Here is a 19883-nt window from a genome sequence, read left to right on the forward strand (position 1 = left end):
CTTACGCCTTGTGATACGCGGTGGCGCGTTCGACTTCTTCCTTGGAACCCAGGTACACCGCTACGCGCTGGTGCAGGCCTTCGGGCTGAATGTCGAGAATGCGCTGATGGCCATCAGTGGACGCGCCGCCAGCCTGTTCGACCAGGAAGGACATCGGGTTGGCTTCGTACATCAGGCGCAGTTTACCCGGCTTGGAAGGCTCGCGGCTGTCGCGCGGGTACATGAACAGGCCGCCACGGGTCAGGATACGGTGCACGTCGGCCACCATCGCCGCGACCCAGCGCATGTTGTAGTTCTTTTTCAGCGGACCGTCTTCACCGGCCAGCAGCTCGCTCACGTAGCGCTGTACCGGGGCTTCCCAGTGGCGCTGGTTGGACATGTTGACCGCGAACTCCTGAGTGGACTCCGGGATGGTGATGTCTTCGTGGGTCAGCACGAAGCTGCCCATTTCACGGTCCAGGGTGAAGCCTTTCACGCCATCGCCCAGGGTCAGGACCAGCATGGTTTGCGGGCCGTAGATGGCGTAACCGGCGGCGACCTGTTCGGTGCCTGGCTGCAGGAAGGCCTTTTCATTCAGCGCTTCGTTCTGGCTCAAGTATTCGTTCGGGCAGCGCAGTACCGAGAAGATGGTGCCGACCGGTGCGTTGATGTCGATGTTCGACGAGCCGTCCAGCGGGTCGAAAACCAGCAGGTAGGCACCCTTCGGGTATTTGCCCGGGATCTGGTAGGCGTTGTCCATTTCTTCGGACGCCATGCCGGCCAGGTGACCGCCCCATTCGTTGGCTTCGAGCAGAATCTCGTTGGAGATCACATCGAGCTTTTTCTGCACTTCGCCCTGCACGTTTTCGGTGCCCATGCTGCCCAGTACGCCGCCCAGCGCGCCTTTGGAGACGGCGTGGCTGATTTCCTTGCATGCGCGCGCCACAACTTCGATCAGGAAGCGCAGATCGGCAGGGGTGTTGTTGCTGCGAGTCTGCTCAATCAAGTAACGACTTAGTGTGACGCGGGACATGGATAGCTCCGAAAATAGGGGGTATGAAAACCTGCGCAGTTTAACGCGAGTGGCGACGTAATACTGCTATGAGACTGGCTTAAGACTGTTTCAGTTCAGATGTCAGGCGAAGCACGCCTGACAGGCCGCCTGTTTCAGCGTTTTGCAGCGCGCAGCGTGCTGAACGCCATCCAGCCCAGAAACACCACGCCAAGCAGCAGTACGGCCCAAAGCCCCAGGCGTTTGAAGTCAGTACCTTGTGGCACGGCGATCGGCGCTGCGGCCATGTTGGCCACGGTTGCCGTGGCCGGGCTCGCTGTGCCGAGAGTCGCGAGCTTTTCCGCGCTCAGGTCAGGAATCAGCGTGGCCAGCGACAGGTTGGCAGCCTTGACGCTCGGATTACCGATTGCCAGGGTGAATGGTCCGTCACCGCGCGCCAGGAACACCACCTCTGTGGCAGGCACAGCCACACTCAACTGCGGCGCTTCGCTGCCCAGCCCGCCGCCGCGATCATCCACCACCAGCTTGAGCTGTTGAACGATGCGTCCGGACAATTGCAGCTGGTCCTGCAAGACGTCGCTGTTGTTCTGCGACAAGCGATACAGCAGGCCGCTGCTGATCGGCTGCCAGGGCTGTCCGGCATCGAGCCGGCCGTAGAGCGTCGCCGGTGCCAGGCTGTTGGGCTGGGCAATGTCGATCTTGACGCGGCCTATCGGCAAGCCGGTCGGCAGTTGCCAGACATACTCGTTGGGGCTTTCGACGCTGCCTTGGACCGGTGGCGACCAGGTCAGTGGCGAGGCCGGCGTGCCGCTGCTGGCACTCAGCAGGTGCGCAGAGATCAGCAGCGGCGCACTGTGCGGGGACCGCCACAGCAGGCGCAGATAGCGGGCGCTCTGGCCGGGCAGGCCGACTTCGCGCTGTTCGACCACTTCGTCGGCAAACGACAGCCGTGCAACCTGGCCCTCGCCCCAGTTGCGCCAGTGTTGCAGGTCATCACTGGCTTCGATGCTGAAATTCTGGAAGCCCTCACGCTCGGTGCTCCAGTCGATAACCAGCTGTTCCAGTGGCGCCTTGATTGCGCTGGTGTCCAGCAGCCAGCCGCGCAGCACTTCTTCGCCCGCTTCGATATCGCTTTGTGGCTGCACCTCGATCACGCTGCCGTTGCTGGAGCGCTCGATACGGATGACCGGTGCGGTGTCGCCTGCCTCCTGTGTGCTGTACAGGGCAAACCAGTTGACCTCGATCGGCGTCGGCTCCTGTTCGGGGGCGGGCTGGCGCGGCCTGATCGAATAAGCCTGCGGCTGGCCCTCGGCATTGAACACGCGTACATCGCTCAGATCGGTCTGCCGGGCATTCAGCTGGACGGCAAGCGGCAACTCGATGCGATACCACGGCCCTTGGCCGCTCAGGCTCAGCGGCGTCTGGCTGGCAAAGTCCGCCGGTTTGTCCTGGGCGAGGGCGGTTATCGCCGTGCACAAGGCCAGGCCAAGCACGGCGATCTTCATGGCAGGATGACTCAAGAACGGTTTCCTCATAGCGTTTCCGGTGCGGCAGTCGAGCCTGGGCCGGGTTCTTCACCGACCTCTGTGACAGAGTGTTTCGGCGGTAACGGTGCGAAATATCCCACCACCAATAGCAAAATACCAACACCGATGAACGATACGATGCGCTCCATGCCGCCGCGATTGCTCAGCTCGACGAAGAACAGCTTGATCACCACCACTCCGATCAACGCTGCGCCGCCCAGCGACAGCTGGCGGTTTGAGCGCATGTGACCGCCGATCGTCAAGGCCAGTGCCATCAGCTGATCGCGCTGTCCAGCGGATTGGCTTTTGCTGTCGTGGCTGGCTGGAGGCTCTGTGGGGCGGGCTCGACTGGCGTTGCTGCCTGTGGCTGCTCGTCCGGGAGATCCCAGATCAGCTCGGGACCGTCGGTGGGTGCTTCGATAATGATCGCATCGAGTGGAAGCGGTGCAGGGTCCTGCGCAGGCGGCACGCCGGGCGCGGACTGACGTTCAAGTGCGCTCAGGCGCTGCTGAAGGACATCGAGGGATTCACGGGTTGCGAGCAGTTGCTGCAGCTGATCGGCGGATTGCCTGTCAAGCAGGCGCACGCGAATGCCGGCCCATACGGCCCAGCCCATGACTGCGCCAATCAGCGCACCTGCCCACTCGTCATAACTCAGCGAGTAGCCTAGTGCCGTGCCGCCCACCACCAGACAAATCCAAAGCACGCGACGATATCCTTTTCGGTGTGTGAAGGTTCATCAGGCGCAGTATATAGGGGCCGTCGGACATCGCTTGTAATGTTTTACGCAGGGCGCGAGGAGCACTGGACGTCAGGAACTGCATGCTAACGCGGAGCATTGGCGCGATAGTCATGGACGCCTATCGTTCCTCACGCTCCAGCGTGGGAATGCCTTGGGTGACGCTCCGCGTCACAAATCTGCGCCGCACCGCGCATTCAAGATCGGACGCGGAACGTCCAGAAACAAGTGTCGATGAGTACGGAAAGCGCGGTTGAACTCTAACTGCAGGCCGAATACACGTCCGTGTGGGAGTGAGCTTGCTCACGAAGACGCTGGTTCAAACGCCTTCTTTCCGAGGCATTACTGGCCTCTTCGCGAGCAAGCTCGCTCCCGCACTACGTTTTTTCGAACTTTAACGTCACTCCAGCGCCTTCCAGATGTCTCCGGCGTACTCGCGGATGGTCCGGTCCGAGGAGAACCAGCCCATGCGTGCGGTGTTGAGGACCGCCGAGCGCCACCATTCCTTGGAGTCGTGCCAGCGCTCTTCGACCTTGGCCTGGGCCGCCCAGTACGAGTCGAAGTCAGCGCAGACCAGGAAGCGGTCATACGCCAGCAACTGGTCGATCAGACCCACGTAACGGTTCGGATCATCCGGCGAGAACACGCCGCCACGGATCGCCTGCAGCACATCGTTCAAGCGTCCGGAAGCGGCCACGTCGTCATGCGCGCTGAACTCACCTGCCTGCTTGCGGGCTTCGACCTGTTGCGAAGACATGCCGAAGATGAACATGTGCTCCAGCCCGACCTGCTCGCTCATTTCCACGTTGGCACCGTCCAGCGTACCGATGGTCAGTGCGCCGTTGAGGCCGAACTTCATGTTGCTGGTCCCGGACGCTTCCAGGCCTGCGGTGGATATCTGCTCGGACAGGTCGGCCGCCGGAATGATGCTCTCCGCCAGGCTGACGTTGTAGTTGGGCATGAACACCACTTTCAGCAGGCCGCGTACGGTCGGATCGTTGTTCACGGTCCGCGCGATGTCGTTGGTCAGCTTGATGATCAGTTTGGCCGAGTGATAGCTGGCCGCCGCCTTGCCGGCGAAGATCTTCACCCGTGGCACCCAATCGGTACCCGGCTCGGCCCGAATGGCCTGATACAGGGCGACGGTGTGGAACAGGTTCAGCAACTGGCGCTTGTACTCGTGGATCCGCTTGACCTGAACGTCGAACATCGCGGCAGGATTGACGGCAATGCCCAGGCGTTCATGAATGATCGCGGCCAGCGCACGCTTGCTGTGCAGGCGTTGATCGGCCATCTGCTTGCGGAACGACGACTTCTCGGCGAACGGCTCAAGCTCTTTGAGGCGCGTCTCGGCGTTGTCCAGAACATCCTCGCCGAGCGACTCGACAAGCATCTCGGTCAGCTTCGGGTTGGCCTGGAACAGCCAGCGGCGGAAGGTGATGCCGTTGGTCTTGTTGTTGATCCGCTCCGGATAGATCTTGTGCAGCTCGGCGAATACGGTCTTGCGCATCAGTTGGGTGTGCAGCGCCGAAACGCCGTTGACGCTGTGCGAGCCGAGGAAGGCCAGGTTGCCCATGCGTACCCGACGACCGTTGTCTTCTTCGATCAGCGATACCGCGCGCAGCACGTTGACGTCGTCGACACCCTTGGCGCGCAGTGTGTCGATGTGCTGCGCGTTGATCAGGTAGATGATCTGCATGTGGCGCGGCAGCATCCGCTCCATCAGACCGACCGACCAGGTCTCCAGTGCTTCAGGCAACAGAGTGTGGTTGGTGTAGCCGAGGGTGCCGACGGTGATTTTCCACGCGGTGTCCCATGGGATGTTGTGGTTGTCGATCAACTGACGCATCAGTTCGGCCACGGCGATCGAGGGGTGCGTGTCGTTCATCTGAATCGCCGCGTGCTCGGACAGATCCGTCAGCGTGGCGTGCTGGTTCAGATGGCGGCGCAGCAAGTCCTGCAGCGACGCGGAAACGAAAAAGTATTCCTGACGCAGACGCAGTTCCTGACCGGCTTCGGTCGCATCGTTCGGGTAAAGCACGCGGGAAATACTTTCGGCGCGCACCACTTCGGCCACGGCGCCGAAGTGATCACCGGCGTTGAAGCGTTCCAGGTGCAGGTCTTCTACCGCACGGGCGCGCCACAGGCGCAGGGTGTTGACGCTCTTGCCGCGCCAGCCCACCACCGGGGTGTCATAGGCGATGGCCCGAACGGTCTCGCCCGGACGCCATACCTGACGCGAATCGCCCGCTTCGGTCGGGACGGTGTCGACACTGCCGCCGAAGCCGATGGAGTACACCACCTCAGGGCGTTCGAATTCCCATGGGTTACCGAAGTCCAGCCAGTTCTCGGTCTGTTCCTGCTGCCAGCCATCGACGATGCCCTGACGAAACAGGCCGTGCTCGTAACGAATGCCGTAACCATGACCCGCGATGCCCAGGGTCGACATGCTTTCCATGAAGCACGCGGCCAGACGACCCAGGCCGCCGTTGCCCAGTGCCGCATCCGGTTCAAGCAGGCGGATACGTTCGATGTCCACACCCAGCTCGGTCAAGGCCTCGCGAGCGACTTCGAGCAGGCCCAGGTTACTCAGGCTGTCGTACAGCAGCCTGCCTATCAGGAATTCGAGAGACAGGTAGTAAACGCGTTTCTGAACCTTGCGATAGATCTGCCGCGTATGGTCCATCCAGTGTTCGACCATATGGTCGCGGGCGGCAAGGGCAACAGCTTCAAACCAGTCATGCTCAAACGCATGGTCGGGGTCCTTGCCCACCGAATAGGTGAGTTTGGCGAGCACAGCGGCGCGAAAAGCGGCCACATCAGCGTCACGAACAAGTGGTTCCTGAGACATCGGTAAAACCTCAAGTAGTCTGACGAATGAAAAACGGGATTCTTAGACTGTAGGCGTGTCGTCAATTATTTCCTGAAAAAAAGCGAAATAATTCATGGCATAGCTCTCGCTTCGACCCAGCGCGACAGCTCTGGTTCGCGCACCGTTGAAATTGGCAAAACGCTTGCATCGTTCGTTCCATCCTGATCAATGACGTGCAGCATGCTGATTCTTCGTTTCGGGTTTATGATGCCCCACGGCAGAATAATAGAAGCCTCTGAACTGGACTTATGGAGCACTTATGCAGACTTTGTACCCGCAGATCAAACCCTACGCCCGGCACGATCTGGCCGTGGAACAACCGCATGTGCTTTACGTCGATGAGAGTGGCTCGCCAGAAGGCTTGCCGGTGGTGTTTATCCACGGCGGGCCGGGTTCGGGATGCGATGCGCACAGTCGCTGCTATTTCGATCCCAACCTGTACCGCATTGTCACGTTCGACCAGCGCGGCTGCGGTCGTTCCACACCGCATGCCAGCCTTGAAAACAACACCACCTGGAAACTGGTGGAAGACCTTGAAGCGATTCGCGAGCACCTCGGGATCGACAAATGGGTGTTGTTCGGCGGTTCGTGGGGTTCGACCCTCGCTCTGGCCTATGCACAGACCCATCCTGACCGCGTGCACGCGATGATCCTGCGTGGCGTATTCCTCGCCCGTCAGCAGGAAATCGACTGGTTCTATCAGGCCGGCGCCAGCCGTCTGTTTCCGGACTATTGGCAGGATTATGTCGCGCCGATCCCGCTGGACGAGCGTGACAACATTCTGGCTGCCTTCCACAAGCGACTCACCGGTCCGGACCAGATCGCCCAGATGCACGCTGCCAAGGCCTGGTCGACCTGGGAAGGGCGCTGCGCAACCCTGCGGCCCAATCCGCAAATGGTCGATCGCTTTGCCGAGCCGCACCGCGCGTTGTCCATCGCGCGCATCGAATGTCACTACTTCATGAACAACGCCTTTCTGGAAGACAACCAGCTGATTCGCGACATGCCGAAGATCGCGCACCTGCCGGCAATCATTGTCCACGGTCGTTACGATGTCATCTGTCCGCTGGACAATGCGTGGGAGCTGCACCAGAACTGGCCTGGCAGTGAACTGCAGGTGATTCGCGAGGCCGGGCATTCGGCAGCCGAGCCGGGTATCGCCGACGCGCTGGTGCGTGCTGCCGCAGAAGTGGCGCGCAATCTGCTCGACCTGCCGCCCGAAGAGGCGTGACAGCAGTCCGGTATTGGTTTTGAGTCTGGAAAGGCATCTATGAAAGGTTTGTTGCAGCGCGTGCGAAGTGCGCGCGTCGAGGTGGGCACCGAGGTCGTGGGCGCCATTGAACAGGGCATATTGGTGTTGGTGGGAATAGAGCCTCAAGACACCCGCGCCAGTGCCGATAAGTTGCTGCACAAGTTGCTCAATTATCGAGTGTTCAGCGATGTTGAGGGCAAGATGAATCTGTCCTTGCGTGAGGTGGGGGGCGGCCTGTTGCTGGTTTCCCAGTTCACGCTGGCTGCGGACACCAAAAGCGGGTTGCGTGCGGGCTTCTCGAAAGCCGCGCCTCCAGCACTGGGCGCCGAGCTGTTCGACTATCTGTTGAGCCAGGCCAGAATCGCGCATCCCACGGTAGCTGCGGGCCAGTTTGGTGCAGACATGCAGGTGCACCTGATAAATGATGGCCCCGTGACATTTTTGTTTGATACATAAGCTACGATTTCACTTTATCTCCCTGAATTCATCTGTCTTGCGGGAATAAATTTCTTTGTCATACCTGATGCGTTGTGGCGCGCGCTACTGGATAATCGCGCGTTGCGGGGATCGACACTGTTGGTCCATTTGGTATGACAAAAGCGGTTCTGACACCTGGTTGGGGAATCATTAAGCCCATTCGGAGTCGGAACAATGCTCGCCAACCCGGCATTGATAGCTGGCCGTTGGTTTTTTCATCTGTTTTTCGGCGAGGGTTGCTCGTGATTGTTAGTCCCTGTGATGCTCCAAAGACACCTGTCAAGCGGTTGCGTAGTGCACTTCTGGCAAGCTCGGCCCTTGTATGCCTGTTCAGTGCAGGTCAACTGTGGGCGTTCAACCTTGATGATGTAGCGGCGAAGGCCAAAGAAATGGCCGGGCAGAAGTTCGAGGCTCCGCGGAGCAATCTGCCGAACGAGCTGCGCGACATGAAGTTCGCCGATTATCAGAAGATCCGCTTCCGTGATGACAAGGCCGAATGGGCGGGTGAGAAGACTCCGTTCAAAGTGTCTTTCTACCACCAGGGCATGCACTTCGATACGCCGGTCAAGATCAACGAAGTGACCGCGACCAGCGTCGACGAGATCAAGTACGACCCGAATCGTTTTGACTTCGGCGATCTGAAGATCGACCCGAAATCCACCGAGAAACTGGGTTATGCCGGTTTCCGTGTCCTGTATCCGATCAACAAGGATGACAAGCAGGACGAAATCATGACCATGCTGGGCGCGAGCTACTTCCGCGTCATCGGCAAGGGTCAGGTTTATGGCCTTTCCGCGCGCGGCATGGCGATCGACACTGCCTCGCCATCCGGTGAAGAATTTCCGCGCTTCAAGGAATTCTGGATCGAGAAGCCAGGCCCGGATGACAACCATCTGGTGATCTTTGCTCTGCTCGACTCGCCGCGTGCCACCGGTGCCTATCAGTTGACCCTGCGTCCGGGTACCAACACCCTGGTTGACGTGAAGTCGCGCATGTTCCTGCGTGACAAGGTCAACAAGCTGGGCGTTGCTCCTCTGACCAGTATGTTCCTGTTCGGCGCCAACCAGCCTTCGCGTGTGCCTAACTACCGTCGTGAACTGCACGATTCCAGCGGTCTGTCGATTCAGGCGGCCAACGGTGAGTGGCTGTGGCGTCCGCTGAACAACCCTAAACATCTGTCCATCAGCAGCTTCTCGGTCGAGAACCCGCGTGGTTTCGGTCTGCTGCAACGTGGCCGCGACTTCAGCCAGTACGAAGACCTGGATGACCGCTACGACAAGCGTCCAAGTGCCTGGATCGAGCCGAAGGGCGATTGGGGCAAGGGGACTGTAGAGCTGGTCGAAATTCCGACTGCCGACGAGACCAACGACAACATCGTGGCCTACTGGAAGCCTGAAACGCTGGCCGAGCCTGGCCAGGAAATGGCGTTCGACTACCGTCTGCACTGGACCATGCAGGAAAACTCGATTCACTCGCCGGATCTGGGCTGGGTCAAGCAGACTCAACGCTCCATCGGTGACGTGCGTCAGTCCAACCTGATCCGTCAGCCGGACGGCAGCCTTGCCTTCCTGGTCGACTTCGTGGGCCCGGTGCTGGCCGCACTGCCGGAAGACAAGACCATTCGCAGCCAGGTGACCACTGACGACAACGTCGAGCTGGTGGAAAACAACCTGCGTTACAACCCGGTCACCAAAGGCTACCGCCTGACCCTGCGTGTCAAGGTCAAGGATTCCAGCAAGCCGACCGAAATGCGCGCCTACCTGTTGCGTGAAATCCCTGCCGAACCAGGCAAGGAACCTGCGCTGCTCGTGGCTGACAAAGCCGAAGAGAAGAAGGCCGCCGCCAAGGAAGCTGCCAAGCCGGCAGTCGCCAAGGAGTCCGCCAACGACCAGGTAGAAATCGCCAAGGCCGACGCACCCAAGCCGGAAGCTGCCAAGCCTGAGACTGCCAAGTCTGAAGCTGGCAAAGCCGACGCAGCCAAAGGCAAAGGCGAAGTCGCCAAAGCCGATGCAGGCAAAGCCGACGCATCCAAGGCTGACGTAGCCAAGGACAAGGACGGTAAGGAAATTCAGCAGCCTGAAACCGAGGCAGCACCCACCCATCCGGAACCGGCCAAGACGTTGCAAGTCATGACCGAGACCTGGAGCTATCAGTTGCCGAGCGATGAGTAATTCTCTACCGGTGCCAATGTCTCTGAACGAGTACCTGGCGCATTTACCGATGAGCGACGAGCAGCGGGCAGAACTTGCCGGCTGCACGACCTTCGCCGAGTTGCATGAGCGACTGTCCGCGCAGCCGGTCACTGACCCTGCCGAGGCCGCTCAGGCTTCGGTGGGTCGCCGTCTGACGCTGACTACCGCAGATCAGCTGGAGGACGCCGAGATGCTCGGCGTCGATGCCAGCGGTCGCCTGTGCCTGAAGGCCACACCACCGATTCGCCGGACCAAGGTCGTGCCAGAGCCATGGCGCACCAACATCCTGGTGCGCGGCTGGCGTCGCCTGACCGGCAAGGGCAACCCGCCCAAGCCCGAGCATGATGATCTGCCGCGTGATCTGCCGAAGGCGCGCTGGCGTACCGTCGGTTCGATCCGTCGCTACATCCTGCTGATCCTCATGCTGGGTCAGACGATCGTGGCTGGCTGGTACATGAAAGGCATTCTGCCTTATCAGGGCTGGTCGCTGGTTTCGCTCGACGAAATCACCCGTCAGACCTTCGTGCAGACCGCCTTGCAGGTCATGCCTTATGCCTTGCAGACCAGTATTCTGTTGCTGTTCGGGATTCTGTTCTGCTGGGTATCGGCCGGTTTCTGGACCGCGCTGATGGGCTTCCTGGAGCTACTCACCGGTCGCGACAAATACCGCATCTCGGGTGCCAGTGCCGGCAACGAGCCGATCGAAAAGGGCGCACGTACTGCGCTGGTCATGCCGATCTGCAACGAAGACGTGCCTCGGGTTTTCGCCGGTCTGCGCGCTACGTTCGAATCGGTAGCGGCCACGGGTGACCTGGATCGTTTCGATTTCTTCGTGCTCAGTGACACCAACGAAACCGACATCGCCGTTGCCGAGCAACAGGCGTGGCTGGACGTGTGCCGCGAGACCAAAGGCTTCGGCAAGATCTTCTACCGTCGCCGTCGCCGTCGCGTAAAACGCAAAAGCGGCAACCTCGACGACTTCTGCCGGCGCTGGGGCGGTGACTACCGCTACATGGTCGTGCTGGACGCCGACAGCGTCATGAGCGGTGAGTGTCTGACCAGTCTGGTTCGCCTGATGGAAGCCACGCCGGACGCCGGTATCATCCAGACCGCGCCACGTGCGTCGGGTATGGACACGCTGTATGCACGCATGCAGCAGTTCGCTACACGGGTCTATGGTCCGCTGTTCACTGCCGGTCTGCACTTCTGGCAGCTGGGTGAATCCCACTATTGGGGTCACAACGCGATCATCCGCATGAAGCCCTTCATCGAGCACTGCGCCCTGGCGCCGTTGCCCGGCAAAGGCGCATTCGCCGGTGCGATCCTCTCCCACGACTTCGTCGAAGCTGCGCTGATGCGCCGTGCCGGCTGGGGCGTGTGGATTGCCTACGACCTGCCAGGCAGTTACGAAGAGTTGCCGCCTAACCTGCTGGACGAACTCAAGCGTGACCGTCGCTGGTGCCACGGCAACCTGATGAACTTCAGGCTGTTCCTGGTCAAGGGCATGCACCCGGTTCACCGTGCGGTGTTCCTGACCGGTGTGATGTCTTACCTGTCGGCGCCGTTGTGGTTCTTCTTCCTCGTGCTGTCCACGGCCTTGCTGGCAGTGAACACGCTGATGGAGCCGACCTACTTCCTTGAACCGCGTCAGCTGTATCCGCTGTGGCCACAATGGCACCCGGAAAAAGCCGTTGCGTTGTTCTCGACCACCATCGTCCTGCTGTTCCTGCCTAAACTGCTCAGCGTCATTCTGATCTGGGCCAAGGGCGCGAAAGGCTTCGGTGGCAAGTTCAAGGTCACCATTTCGATGCTGCTGGAAATGCTCTTCTCGGTGCTGCTGGCTCCGGTGCGCATGCTGTTCCACACCCGCTTCGTACTGGCCGCCTTCCTGGGCTGGGCCGCGACCTGGAACTCGCCGCAGCGCGACGATGATTCCACGCCGTGGATCGAAGCGGTGAAGCGTCATGGTCCGCAAACCCTGCTGGGCGCGTGCTGGGCCTTGCTGGTGTTCTGGTTGAACCCGAGCTTCCTGTGGTGGCTTGCGCCGATCGTGGTGTCGTTGATGCTGTCGATTCCGGTGTCGGTGATTTCCAGCCGTACCAATCTGGGCGTCAAGGCGCGTGACGAGAAGTTCTTCCTGATTCCTGAAGAGTTCGAGCCGCCGCAAGAGCTGATCTCGACGGATCGGTACACCTACGAGAACCGCTGGCATGCGCTGAAGCAGGGCTTCATCCGCGCTGTGGTCGACCCGCGCCAGAACGCCCTGGCCTGCGCCCTGGCGACGTCGCGTCACCGTCAGGCTCAGCCTATTGAAGTGGTGCGTATGGAGCGTGTCGATCAGGCACTCAAGGTCGGTCCGGCAAAACTCGGCAATCAGGAACGCCTGATGCTGCTGAGCGACCCGGTAGCCCTTGGCCGCTTGCACGAGCGCGTCTGGAGCGAAGGTCACGAAGAGTGGCTGGCCGCGTGGAGAGCTTCCATCGAAGCCGATCCACATGCGCCTCTGCTGCCTTTGCAGCCTGTCGGTAAAGCATCGGAGCCGGTCCCGGTCTAAAACCGCCCGGCTACGAAAAGAGCCCCTGACGCTTACCGCGTCAGGGGCTTTTTTATTGGGCTTTGTGGCAAAGACCCACGCAAGCGAGGGGGAGAGGCGAACTTGTTCGCGGCATGTTCGGAAAGCTTGACGGCCCCTTCGCGGACAAGTCCGCTCCTACGCCCGTTGGGCAGAATCAAAAACGGCCTCCTGCCCGAGGGGTAGGAGCGAACTTGTTCGCGAAGACGGTCGCTCAGGCGATGCATGTCCGGAAAGCTTGGCGGCCCCTTCGCGGACAAGTCCGCTCCTACGCCCGTTGGGCAGAATCAAAAACGGCCTCCTGCCCGAGGGGTAGGAGCGAACTTGTTCGCGAAGACGGTCGCTCAGGCGATGCATGTCCGGAAAGCTTGGCGGCCCCTTCGCGGACAAGTCCGCTCCTACGCCCGTTGGGCAGAATCAAAAACGGCCTCCTGTCCGAGGGGTAGGAGCGAACTTGTTCGCGAAGACGCTCGCTCAGGCGATGCATGTTCGGAAAGCTTGGCGGCCCCTTCGCGGACAAGTCCGCTCCTACGCCCGTTGGGCAGAATCAAAAACGGCCTCCTGCCCGAGGGCTAGGAGCGAACTTGTTCGCGAAGACGGTCGCTCAAGCGATGCATGTTCGGAAAGCTTGACGGCCCCTTCGCGGACAAGTCCGCTCCTACGCCCGTTGGGCAGAATCAAAAACGGCCTCCTGCCCGAGGGGTAGGAGCGAACTTGTTCGCGAAGACGGTCGCTCAGGCGATGCATGTCCGGAAAGCTTGGCGGCCCCTTCGCGGACAAGTCCGCTCCTACGCCCGTTGGGCAGAATCAAAAACGGCCTCCTGCCCGAGGGGTAGGAGCGAACTTGTTCGCGAAGACGGTCGCTCAGGCGATGCATGTCCGGAAAGCTTGGCGGCCCCTTCGCGGACAAGTCCGCTCCTACGCCCGTTGGGCAGAATCAAAAACGGCCTCCTGTCCGAGGGGTAGGAGCGAACTTGTTCGCGAAGACGCTCGCTCAGGCGATGCATGTTCGGAAAGCTTGGCGGCCCCTTCGCGGACAAGTCCGCTCCTACGCCCGTTGGGCAGAATCAAAAGCAGGCTGGTGTATAACGCCAAGCGCTCCAGCGTCGGAATCCTTGCGTCGCAGATCTATCAACCCACCCTGAATTTCCCCACCAGTGTCTGCAGGTGGGTTCCCAGTCTGGCGAGTTCGACGCTGGAGGCGGCGGTTTGTTCGCTGGCTGCGGCGGTTTGTTCGGAGATGTCGCGTACGCTGATGACGTTACGGTTGATCTGTTCGGCGACCACGCTCTGTTCCTCGCTGGCGGTAGCGATCTGTTCGTTCATGTGCTGGATCGTCGCCACGGTGCGGGTGATCTGCTCCAGTGCGCCACCGGCACGACGGCTCAGTTCAACCGTGTTGTCAGTCAGGGTGCGGCTGCTGTCCAGAGTGGTCGCGACCTGTTGTGTGCCGGTTTGCAGGGCGGCGATCAGCTCTTCGATTTCCTCGGTGGACTTTTGCGTGCGCTGCGCCAGACCACGCACTTCATCGGCAACCACCGCGAAGCCGCGCCCGGCCTCTCCCGCGCGGGCTGCTTCAATCGCCGCATTGAGAGCCAGCAGATTGGTCTGCTGTGAAACAGACTTGATCACGTCAAGAACGCCGACGATCTTGTTACTCTCCTGCTTGAGCGCGCTCATCGACTGCGTGGAGTTCAGCACTTCGCGAGCCAGTTGCTCGATCTGCGTGATCGCCTGCCCGACCACTTCATCGCCGCTGCGCGCCTGTTGATCCGCCTGAGCGGCTGCCTGCGAAGCTTCTTGCGCATTGCGCGCGACTTCCTGCACGGTCGCGGCCATTTCATTCATGGCCGTGGCCACCTGGTCGGTTTCGTCTTTTTGGCTGGTGACTCCGATGCAGGTCTGTTTGGTCACCGCGGATAGCTGTTCGGCCGCGCTGGCGATCTGCGACACGCCCTCGCTGATGCCGCCAACCAGTTCGCGCAGGCTGACGGTCATGGTCTGCATGCTGCCTTGTAACTGACCCATTTCGTCACGGCGTGTGACCGATATGTCCCGGCTCAGATCGCCCTGAGCGATGCGCGCTGCGGCACTGAGTGTCTGCTGCAACGGCACGGTGATCTGTCGGGTCATGATCCAGGCGGCAAGCAATCCGATCAGCAGTGCCAGACCTGCAACACTGCTCAGCATGGCGCTGGAATTAGCCGCCTCGCTGTCGCGCTGTGCAGTCTGCAGGCGATTCAGCGCGCCGACGGAGTCCAGCAGCGTTTCGCCAAGGCCTTCCATGATTTCCTGATCCGCTTCGGCCTTGGTCTGTATCTGCTTGAACTCGCCAAGCCGTTCGCGATAACTCTGCAGGGCTGCGGTCGCCGGTGTCAGGCCCTGAAGGCTTTCGTTGCCCTGATCCTGAGCGATCTGCCCGATTTCCTTGAGCGCTTCGTCGATGGCCGCAATGGCTGCGCTTTCATCCGCGTCGCGGGTGGTGAAGGTATACGTCTGCACTTGATAACGAGCGGTCTGGACCTGCTGCCTCAGTTGGGAAATATTGGTGAATTCCTCCATCCGCTCGCTGCTGTCCTGTTCCTGGCTGACGCTTTTGAGCACTTCTACCTCAACCTGCGCGATGGCCTGCAAGGCCTGTTCCGAGGTCTGCTCCAGACGCGTACGGATCTGGTTGCGGGTCTGTCGGTTGTCGCGAACGTCCGCGAAGGTCTTTTCGATCCTGTTCAGCGTCTCGAACTGCCCGTTGAGCAGCTTGATGGTTGCCTCCTCGTCACTCTGCTTGTGCAGCAGGGTGAGCTGGGCTTTCATTTCATTGAGCTTTTCTGTAACCAGCGCCGTGCTCTCCGGGGTTTTCTGGACGCGGTCGGTGATTCGCTCGGCGCGCAGATCTTTGGTCAGACCGTTGAGCTGGGCGATGTCCGAGAGCGACTCCGAGCGGTCGATCATGGTGTACAGGCCATGCCAGCCCGTCAGTGTGATGATCAGCGTCAATAACAGCACCAGGCCGAAACCCAGGGACAGTTTGAATCTGACGTTCATGTTGCCGAGCGCTTGATTGATCAGTCGGAACATTGGAATCTCCTGCAATGAGCGAACAAAAGCACGTTCCGAACCCGTCGGGACATGCGTTGTGAGCGCATCGGCGTGGCGATTCATTGCGTGACCTGAGAAGGTCGTAGGAGATTTCCGAGCACGGAAGAGGGGTGAAAGGTGTCACATTTTGTCAGGGAAAATGGCCCGCGCCGAGTGCTGACGCGGGCTGTGTCCTGACAGGTCAGACGGTGAAACGGCTCACCAGCACCTGAAGGTGATTGCCCAGTCTCGCCAGTTCTACACTGGACGCCGCGGTTTCTTCACTGGCTGCAGAGGTCTGTTCGGACACGTCACGGACATTGATGATGCTGCGGTTGATCTCTTCGGCGGTCGCGCTCTGTTCTTCGGCGGCAGCCGCAATCTGCTGGTTCATGGCCTGGATCGACGAGACGGTTTTGGTGATGTTCGCCAGCGATCCACCGGCCCTGCGGGTCAGTTCCACGCTGCTGGTGCTCAGCTCGCGGCTGCTGTCCATGACGGTGGTGGCCTGTTGTGTGCCGCTTTGCAGGCGGGCAATAAGCGCTTCGATTTCTTCAGTGGATTTTTGCGTGCGTTGCGCCAGGCTGCGCACTTCATCGGCAACCACCGCAAAGCCCCGACCGGCCTCACCGGCGCGTGCTGCCTCGATAGCGGCGTTCAACGCCAGCAGGTTGGTCTGTTCGGCGACCGATTTGATGACGTCCAGCACGCTGCCAATCTTGTCGCTTTCCTGTTTCAACGCGCCCATTGCTTCGCTGGAGTTGCCCACCGCAGAGGCGAGACGTTCGATTTGCGCAATGGCCTCGTTGACCACCCGTTCGCCATCACGGGCCTGACGGTCTGCCGCCACTGCTGCTTCCGAGGCTTCCTCGGCGTTGCGCGCGACCTCCTGAACGGTTGCCGTCATTTCATGCATGGCGGTGGCCACCTGATCAGTCTCGACCTTCTGACTGTTGACCCCGGCACTGGTCTGCTCGGTAACCGCCGACAGCTCTTCCGCAGCGCTGGCAATCTGGGTGACGCCATCACGAATCCCGCCGACCAGTTCGCGCAGACTGACCGTCATGCGCTGAATCGTGGCCTGCAGCTTGCCCAGTTCGTCCTTGCGATCGACCTTGAGGTTGCGGCTCAGGTCGCCCGAGGCGACCCGCTCCACTACTTCGAGAGTCTCCTGCAGCGGGGTGGTGATCTGGCGAGTGATGACCCACGCCGCGAGAATGCTCAACACCAGCGCCAGCGCAGTAGCAGCGGCGATCATCGTGACCGACTTGGCGCTGTCTGCGTCGCGGCTCTTGTTCTGTCTGGCAATCAGGTCGTTGCTGGTGGCGAGCATGCTGACGCCCAGCGTGGTCATTTTATCCAGTGCGGCCTTGGAGGCGGCCTGGGCATCGCGGTATTTGCCCACAGCCGCGCGGTAGCCATTCAGCCCGGCGATGGCCTGTTGCAGCATGGGCGAATAAGTGGAAGAAATGTCGCCAGCCAGCGTGTTGATCCCGGTCACAGCGTCATCGATGGCTTTATTGGCGTCCTTTTCGAAATCGGGACGGCCGCTGTAGGTGTAACCACGTACCTGAAAGCGCGCCTGCTGAATCAGCTTGCTGACGCCGACGATGCCATTGAAGGCCAGGATGTTATCTTCCTTGAGCAGTTCGGCTTCGATCCTGTTGGCCTGATCCACTGCCTTGTCGGCGTTTTCGCCCATCTGGCTGCGGCTCGCTTCGCGGGTTTCGATCGCCTTGCTCATGTCCTCGAACGACTGCCGATAGTCCCGCGTTGCCTGAATCTGGACATCCAGCAACTGCAGGTTCTCGGGGGATCGCAGCAGGTTTCTGGCGGTTTGCAGTGCAGCGTCGAGCTCATCGAGTGTACTTCTGACCTTCGCTGCAGTCTCTGCGTTGTACAGCACCTCGTAGCTCATACGGTTGATGCGCAACTGAAGGGTCAGCTCATTGACCTCTGCAATCGCAGTGACACGGTCCCCACGATCGATCAGCGCCTGATTGCTGAACCAGCCGGTGGCTGAAATCATCAGCGTCATCAACAGCACCAGACCAAAGCCGATCGCCAATTTCAGGCTGACACTCGCATTGGCGAGGCTTTTGGATAACCCACGAGACATGATCACTCCTTGACGTCTTTTGTCCTAAGTATCCGACTGCATCGGCCAGTTATCGGTTAACTGAAGCGATTGAGTCGACACTGACAGCTTAGAACAAGCGAGCGAGAAGGGCCGTTACAGCGGTTTCAACGCGCAGGATGCGTTCGCCCAGTTGCACGGGTTGCAAACCTGACTGGCGCAACAGATCGATTTCGTAGGGTATCCAGCCACCTTCAGGGCCGATGGCCAGCGTGACCGGTTGGGTGACCGCACGTGGGCAGGCCGGGAAATCACCGGGATGGCCAACCAGGGCCAGTGTGTCGAGCGCGATCTGCGGCAAGCGATCTTCAACGAACGGCTTGAAGCGCTTTTCGATCACGATTTCAGGCAGCACCGAATCGCGACCCTGCTCCAGGCCCAGAATCAGCTGCTCGCGGATGGCTTCAGGCTCGAGAAATGGCGTCTGCCAGAAGCTTTTTTCCACCCTGTAACTGTTCAGCAGGATGACTTTCGGCACGCCCATGGTCGCAACGGTCTGAAACACCCGGCGTAACATCTTCGGGCGTGGCAACGCCAGCAACAGGGTAAGCGGCAGTTTGGCCGGCGGCGCACTCTGTAGCTCGACACGCAGCTCTGCTTCATGCGGTTCAAGGCGCAGCAGTTCGGCATTGCCCAGCAGGCCATTGATCCGGCCCACCCGCACACTGTCGCCGACCTCTGCGCGGTGCACCTCCTGCATGTGCTTCAGGCGGCGGTCACGCAGGACCACCCGGTCCGCCGCAATGAAATCGGCTTCCTCAAGCAGCAGCAGGTTCACGGCGTGGTCGCGGGCGGCTGATCCTGCTTGTCAGCGTCCTCGGCCTCATCGTCCGGATGTTCGCCACGCTTCTTGATCATCGTGCTGCACAGGACGCCCAGCTCGAAGAGCAGCCACATCGGCACCGCCAGCAGCGTCTGCGAGAAGATGTCCGGCGGCGTGAGGATCATGCCGACCACGAAGCAGCCGATGATCACATAAGGGCGGATCTTCTTCAGGTACTTGACGTCGACGATGCCGATCCACACCAGCAACACCACGGCCACCGGGATTTCGAAGGCCACGCCAAAGGCGAAGAACAGCGTCATCACGAAGTCCAGGTAGCTGGCGATGTCGGTCATCATCGACACGCCTTCCGGCGTCACGCTGGCGAAGAAGTGGAAAATCAGCGGGAAGACCAGGAAGTAGGCGAACGCCATGCCTGCGTAGAACAGGATGATGCTCGACACCAGCAATGGCACTGCGACACGCTTCTCGTGCTTGTACAGGCCCGGCGCGATGAAGCCCCAGATCTGATGCAGGATGACCGGCATGGACAGAAACAGCGCGACCATCATGGTCAGCTTGAACGGCGTGATGAACGGCGAGGCCACATCGGTGGCGATCATCGTTGCGCCTTCAGGCAGATAGACTCGCAGCGGCGCCGAGACCAGTGTGTAGATCTTCTGCGTGAAGTAGAACAGGCCGGCGAAAATCAGGAAGACTGCCGCAACGCAGCGCAACAGACGTGTACGCAGCTCGGTGAGGTGCGAGATCAGCGGCATTTGCTGATCATTTTCCGGGGTATCAGCGCTCATGGTGCTCGCGGTGGCAATGACGAATCGTGGGCGGGAGGCGCCGGGACCGGTGTGCCGGCGTCAGCCGGTTTGGCGGTTTTCTCCAGCGACAGCTCGGTCTTTGGTGCCGCAGGTTGGGCAGGGCCGATTTCGTGGTGTGCGGCTTGGTCGTGCACGGGGCTTGCAGCTTCGGCCGCAGCGGGCGCTGGCGGCGGGTTTGCCGGCTCCGGGCTGTTCTCGGACGGCTGATTGGGCGCGAACATTTTGCGCGCTTCGTCTTCCATCGAAAGAATATGCTCGTTGTGCAGCTGCCGACGAATTTCGTCAGCCCCGATTTCACGTTCAACTTCCTGTTTGATCGCATTGAAGCTGCGCTTCAAGCGGCCGATCCATAAGCCTGCGGTGCGTGCAGCACCCGGCAGGCGCTCGGGACCCAGTACCAGCAAGGCAACCAGGCCGACAAGCAGCAGTTCAGAGAAGCTGATACCGAACATGG

Annotated in this window: 12 protein-coding genes and 4 pseudogenes; 4 read left to right on the plus strand and 12 right to left on the minus strand. The window is 60.4% G+C overall.

Features of this window, described 5'->3' with window-relative positions; genetic code table 11:
- Position 1: 1 nt before the first annotated feature.
- The 5 genes and pseudogenes from AC54XV_RS01840 to AC54XV_RS01860 form a co-directional block, all read right to left on the minus strand.
- The gene (locus tag AC54XV_RS01840) at positions 2 to 1012 is read right to left on the minus strand and encodes a class 1 fructose-bisphosphatase (protein WP_003341445.1); all 1011 of its coding nucleotides are present in this window, start codon (positions 1010 to 1012) and stop codon (positions 2 to 4) included.
- A 134-nt stretch (positions 1013 to 1146) separates the two neighbouring features.
- Positions 1147 to 2496, minus strand: a complete 1350-nt coding sequence (locus AC54XV_RS01845) for a DUF3999 domain-containing protein (protein ID WP_058399188.1) — start codon at positions 2494 to 2496, stop codon at positions 1147 to 1149.
- Positions 2497 to 2522: 26 nt separating this feature from the next.
- Positions 2523 to 2795, minus strand: a pseudogene (locus AC54XV_RS01850) (DUF2339 domain-containing protein); the annotation flags it as partial.
- Positions 2795 to 3223 (minus strand): annotated as a pseudogene (locus AC54XV_RS01855) (DUF2339 domain-containing protein); the annotation flags it as partial. The pseudogenes AC54XV_RS01855 and AC54XV_RS01850, both read right to left, overlap by 1 nt.
- A 433-nt stretch (positions 3224 to 3656) precedes the next feature.
- Complete coding sequence (locus tag AC54XV_RS01860) at positions 3657 to 6107, minus strand: glycogen/starch/alpha-glucan phosphorylase (protein WP_003403097.1); 2451 nt, start codon at positions 6105 to 6107, stop codon at positions 3657 to 3659.
- Between the two features lie 280 nt (positions 6108 to 6387).
- On the opposite strand from AC54XV_RS01860, the gene pip reads away from it, so the two are divergent.
- From pip to mdoH, 4 genes are all read left to right on the plus strand, one after another.
- A complete protein-coding gene (gene pip, locus AC54XV_RS01865) occupies positions 6388 to 7359 on the plus strand; it encodes a prolyl aminopeptidase (RefSeq protein ID WP_496717742.1) in 972 nt (323 codons plus the stop codon).
- 39 nt (positions 7360 to 7398) lie between these two features.
- The gene (gene dtd, locus AC54XV_RS01870; protein ID WP_011266358.1) at positions 7399 to 7836 is read left to right on the plus strand and encodes a D-aminoacyl-tRNA deacylase; all 438 of its coding nucleotides are present in this window, start codon (positions 7399 to 7401) and stop codon (positions 7834 to 7836) included.
- Between the two features lie 263 nt (positions 7837 to 8099).
- Positions 8100 to 10028: a glucan biosynthesis protein G gene (locus AC54XV_RS01875; protein WP_003427703.1), complete on the plus strand. Its 1929-nt coding sequence runs from the start codon at positions 8100 to 8102 to the stop codon at positions 10026 to 10028.
- On the plus strand, positions 10021 to 12603 hold the full coding sequence (mdoH, locus tag AC54XV_RS01880) for a glucans biosynthesis glucosyltransferase MdoH (protein WP_024639238.1): 2583 nt from the start codon (positions 10021 to 10023) through the stop codon (positions 12601 to 12603). Before AC54XV_RS01875 ends, mdoH begins: the two co-directional genes overlap by 8 nt.
- 1149 nt (positions 12604 to 13752) lie before the next feature.
- Here mdoH and AC54XV_RS01885 read toward each other — a convergent pair.
- The 7 genes and pseudogenes from AC54XV_RS01885 to tatB form a co-directional block, all read right to left on the minus strand.
- Positions 13753 to 14628, minus strand: coding sequence for a methyl-accepting chemotaxis protein (locus tag AC54XV_RS01885; protein ID WP_370661159.1), 876 nt, complete (start codon positions 14626 to 14628; stop codon positions 13753 to 13755).
- A pseudogene (locus AC54XV_RS01890) lies at positions 14611 to 15780 on the minus strand (methyl-accepting chemotaxis protein); the annotation flags it as partial. The pseudogene AC54XV_RS01890 and the gene AC54XV_RS01885, both read right to left, overlap by 18 nt.
- A gap of 118 nt (positions 15781 to 15898) precedes the next feature.
- Complete coding sequence (locus AC54XV_RS01895) at positions 15899 to 16762, minus strand: methyl-accepting chemotaxis protein (RefSeq protein ID WP_445081658.1); 864 nt, start codon at positions 16760 to 16762, stop codon at positions 15899 to 15901.
- Positions 16754 to 17815, minus strand: a pseudogene (locus AC54XV_RS01900) (methyl-accepting chemotaxis protein); the annotation flags it as partial. The gene AC54XV_RS01895 and the pseudogene AC54XV_RS01900, both read right to left, overlap by 9 nt.
- An 88-nt stretch (positions 17816 to 17903) precedes the next feature.
- Positions 17904 to 18611, minus strand: coding sequence for a 16S rRNA (uracil(1498)-N(3))-methyltransferase (locus AC54XV_RS01905; protein WP_058398650.1), 708 nt, complete (start codon positions 18609 to 18611; stop codon positions 17904 to 17906).
- Positions 18608 to 19408, minus strand: a complete 801-nt coding sequence (tatC, locus tag AC54XV_RS01910; protein ID WP_011266364.1) for a twin-arginine translocase subunit TatC — start codon at positions 19406 to 19408, stop codon at positions 18608 to 18610. Before tatC ends, AC54XV_RS01905 begins: the two co-directional genes overlap by 4 nt.
- Positions 19405 to 19881: a Sec-independent protein translocase protein TatB gene (tatB, locus tag AC54XV_RS01915; protein WP_024640650.1), complete on the minus strand. Its 477-nt coding sequence runs from the start codon at positions 19879 to 19881 to the stop codon at positions 19405 to 19407. Before tatB ends, tatC begins: the two co-directional genes overlap by 4 nt.
- Positions 19882 to 19883 lie beyond the last annotated feature (2 nt).

The organism is Pseudomonas fragariae (ex Marin et al. 2024) (genome assembly GCF_059621105.1).

Excerpts from the sequence above, each read along its gene's own strand:
- AC54XV_RS01840 (WP_003341445.1), bottom strand. The coding sequence starts at position 1,012 with ATGTCCCGCGTCACACTAAGTCGTTACTTGATTGAGCAGACTCGCAGC.
- AC54XV_RS01845 (WP_058399188.1), bottom strand. The coding sequence starts at position 2,496 with ATGAAGATCGCCGTGCTTGGCCTGGCCTTGTGCACGGCGATAACCGCC.
- AC54XV_RS01860 (WP_003403097.1), bottom strand. The coding sequence starts at position 6,107 with ATGTCTCAGGAACCACTTGTTCGTGACGCTGATGTGGCCGCTTTTCGC.
- pip (WP_496717742.1), top strand. The coding sequence starts at position 6,388 with ATGCAGACTTTGTACCCGCAGATCAAACCCTACGCCCGGCACGATCTG.
- dtd (WP_011266358.1), top strand. The coding sequence starts at position 7,399 with ATGAAAGGTTTGTTGCAGCGCGTGCGAAGTGCGCGCGTCGAGGTGGGC.
- mdoH (WP_024639238.1), top strand. The coding sequence starts at position 10,021 with ATGAGTAATTCTCTACCGGTGCCAATGTCTCTGAACGAGTACCTGGCG.
- AC54XV_RS01885 (WP_370661159.1), bottom strand. The coding sequence starts at position 14,628 with ATGCAGACCATGACCGTCAGCCTGCGCGAACTGGTTGGCGGCATCAGC.
- AC54XV_RS01895 (WP_445081658.1), bottom strand. The coding sequence starts at position 16,762 with ATGACGGTCAGTCTGCGCGAACTGGTCGGCGGGATTCGTGATGGCGTC.
- tatC (WP_011266364.1), bottom strand. The coding sequence starts at position 19,408 with ATGAGCGCTGATACCCCGGAAAATGATCAGCAAATGCCGCTGATCTCG.
- tatB (WP_024640650.1), bottom strand. The coding sequence starts at position 19,881 with ATGTTCGGTATCAGCTTCTCTGAACTGCTGCTTGTCGGCCTGGTTGCC.